This is a genomic window from Paracoccus chinensis (assembly GCF_900102885.1).
In the GTDB taxonomy this organism is placed as follows: Bacteria; Pseudomonadota; Alphaproteobacteria; order Rhodobacterales; family Rhodobacteraceae; genus Paracoccus; species Paracoccus chinensis.
The window spans coordinates 1-1,310 of sequence record NZ_FNGE01000075.1; the positions used below are offsets into that span (position 1 = coordinate 1).

1 protein-coding gene is annotated in these 1,310 nt (G+C 67.9%); it reads left to right on the forward strand.

Going from position 1 to position 1,310, the window contains the following annotated elements; genetic code table 11:
* Nucleotides 1–1,310, forward strand: a 1,310-nt coding sequence (locus BLQ03_RS18505; protein ID WP_090757605.1) for a ParB/RepB/Spo0J family partition protein, incomplete at both ends; no start/stop codon positions are given.

The window sequence follows — 1,310 nt, forward strand, 5'->3', positions numbered from 1 at the left end:
CGCGTGGGCATTGTCGCCGGAGGCCGCAGGCTGCGGGCCATCGCCCGCGCCGTCGAGCGTGACGCCACCGTGACCGAACGCCACCCGGAACTGGCTTCCATCCCGGTTCGCATTGCGCCCGACGAGGCCACCGCCCGCGCATGGGCCAGTGCCGAGAACGCGGCGCGGGAGGACCTGGCCCCCGCTGACGAAATCCGCGCCTATGGCCGGATGAAGGAGGCAGGCGCAGACGTGTCGGCCATTGCCCGCAGCTTCGGCAAGACCGAGGCCCATGTCTATCGCCGCCTTGCCTTGGCCGCCCTGCCCGCCCCGGTTCTGGACGCGCTGAAAGCGGGCGAGATCAGCCTTGGCATGGCGAAAGCCTTTACCGTGTCGCAGGACGAGTCCTTGACCCTGACCGTTCTGGCCGAGGTGAAAGGCCGCGACGTGTCGGAACACCGCATCAAGCAGGCATTGCAGCCCGCAGCCGTCAGCGCCACCGACCGCCGCGCCCGCTTTGTCGGACTGGATGCCTACGAGGCCGCAGGCGGCAGCCTGACCCGCGACCTGTTCAGCGATGCCGTGGCGCTGCACGATGCCGACCTGTTGCAGGACCTGTTCACCGAGCGGCTGAATGCCGAGGCCGAGAAGCTGGCCGCAGGCTGGAAGTGGGCCGAGGTCACAGCCGACGAATATGTCTCCTATTCCGTCACCGAGAAGCTGGCCCGCCTTTATCCGGTCGAGGGAGTTCTGACGGAGGAACAGGCCGAGCGGTATGACGAACTGGCAGAACTGGCGAGTGCCGATGCACTGGACGAGGCTGGGCAGGCCGAACTTGATGCTCTGGACCTGATCACCAAGGGCGACTTCACCGACGCGCAACGCGCCGTGGCGGGCTACTATGTCTATGTCAGCCACAGCGGGACCGTGCAGTTGAGCGGCCCGTGGGTGCGGGCCGAGGACCGGGCCGCAGCCATCGAGGCCGAGGTGCTGACCGGCCATGCCGCCCATGCGGACGGCGGCGATGCCGCGCCCGCGCCCAAGTCGCCCTATTCCGGCGCACTGGTCGAGGACATGAAGGCGATCCGGCTGGCCGCGATCCAGACCGCCCTGCTGGACAAGCCGGACATGGTCTTCGACCTGCTGGCCTTCGGCTTGTCGCTGGCCTCTGGCGTCAGCACGAGTGTCTTCGACCTGTCGCCGGGACGTCCCATGAACTGCCCGAGCAAGACGGATGGTCTGGAATGGTCCGACCGGCTGGCCCATCCCCCGGCAGGACATGAGGCATGGAGCCGCCCGGAGTTGCGGGTCAAAGATCTGGCCCAAGCCTT